Source organism: Citrobacter sp. VF227, from assembly GCF_052950715.1.
Genome location: NZ_JBRFVF010000163.1, coordinates 1 through 597 on the forward strand (window position 1 = coordinate 1; position 597 = coordinate 597).

At 45.9% G+C, this 597-nt stretch carries 2 tRNA genes and 1 rRNA gene; all 3 read left to right on the plus strand.

Annotation, left to right across the window (positions count from 1 at the left end):
* A 16S ribosomal RNA gene (locus ACU8YC_RS25655) occupies window positions 1–80 on the plus strand; the annotation flags it as partial.
* A 71-nt stretch (window positions 81–151) separates the two neighbouring features.
* Window positions 152–228: transfer RNA gene (locus tag ACU8YC_RS25660), tRNA-Ile, on the plus strand.
* Window positions 229–334: 106 nt separating this feature from the next.
* A tRNA-Ala gene (locus ACU8YC_RS25665) sits at window positions 335–410 on the plus strand.
* Window positions 411–597 lie beyond the last annotated feature (187 nt).

Consider the following 597-nt stretch of genomic DNA (forward strand, 5'->3'; position numbering starts at 1 on the left):
TTACCACTTTGTGATTCATGACTGGGGTGAAGTCGTAACAAGGTAACCGTAGGGGAACCTGCGGTTGGATCACCTCCTTACCTTAAAGAAACGTTCTTTGTAGTGCTCACACAGATTGTCTGATGAAAATTAGCAGTAAGAAAATCTCTGCAGGCTTGTAGCTCAGGTGGTTAGAGCGCACCCCTGATAAGGGTGAGGTCGGTGGTTCAAGTCCACTCAGGCCTACCAAATTCGCTATCGTGCTTTGTTGTGGCAAAGCTCGCATACTTCAGTATGCTTCGCTTCACCACGCCGCGCCCGAAAACGAATTAAGGTTAAAAGAGATTCATTCGATGGGGCTATAGCTCAGCTGGGAGAGCGCCTGCTTTGCACGCAGGAGGTCTGCGGTTCGATCCCGCATAGCTCCACCATCTTTACTGCAACAAATCAAAAAAACTTCAGAGTGTACCTGAAAAGGTTCACTGCGAAGTTTTGCTCTTTAAAAATCTGGATCAAGCTGAAAATTGAAACGACACACTGTTTCATTTCTCCGTAATAAGAAATGAAAAGCGGTGTGTTCGAGTCTCTCAAATTTTCGCAACACGATGGTGTTTTACG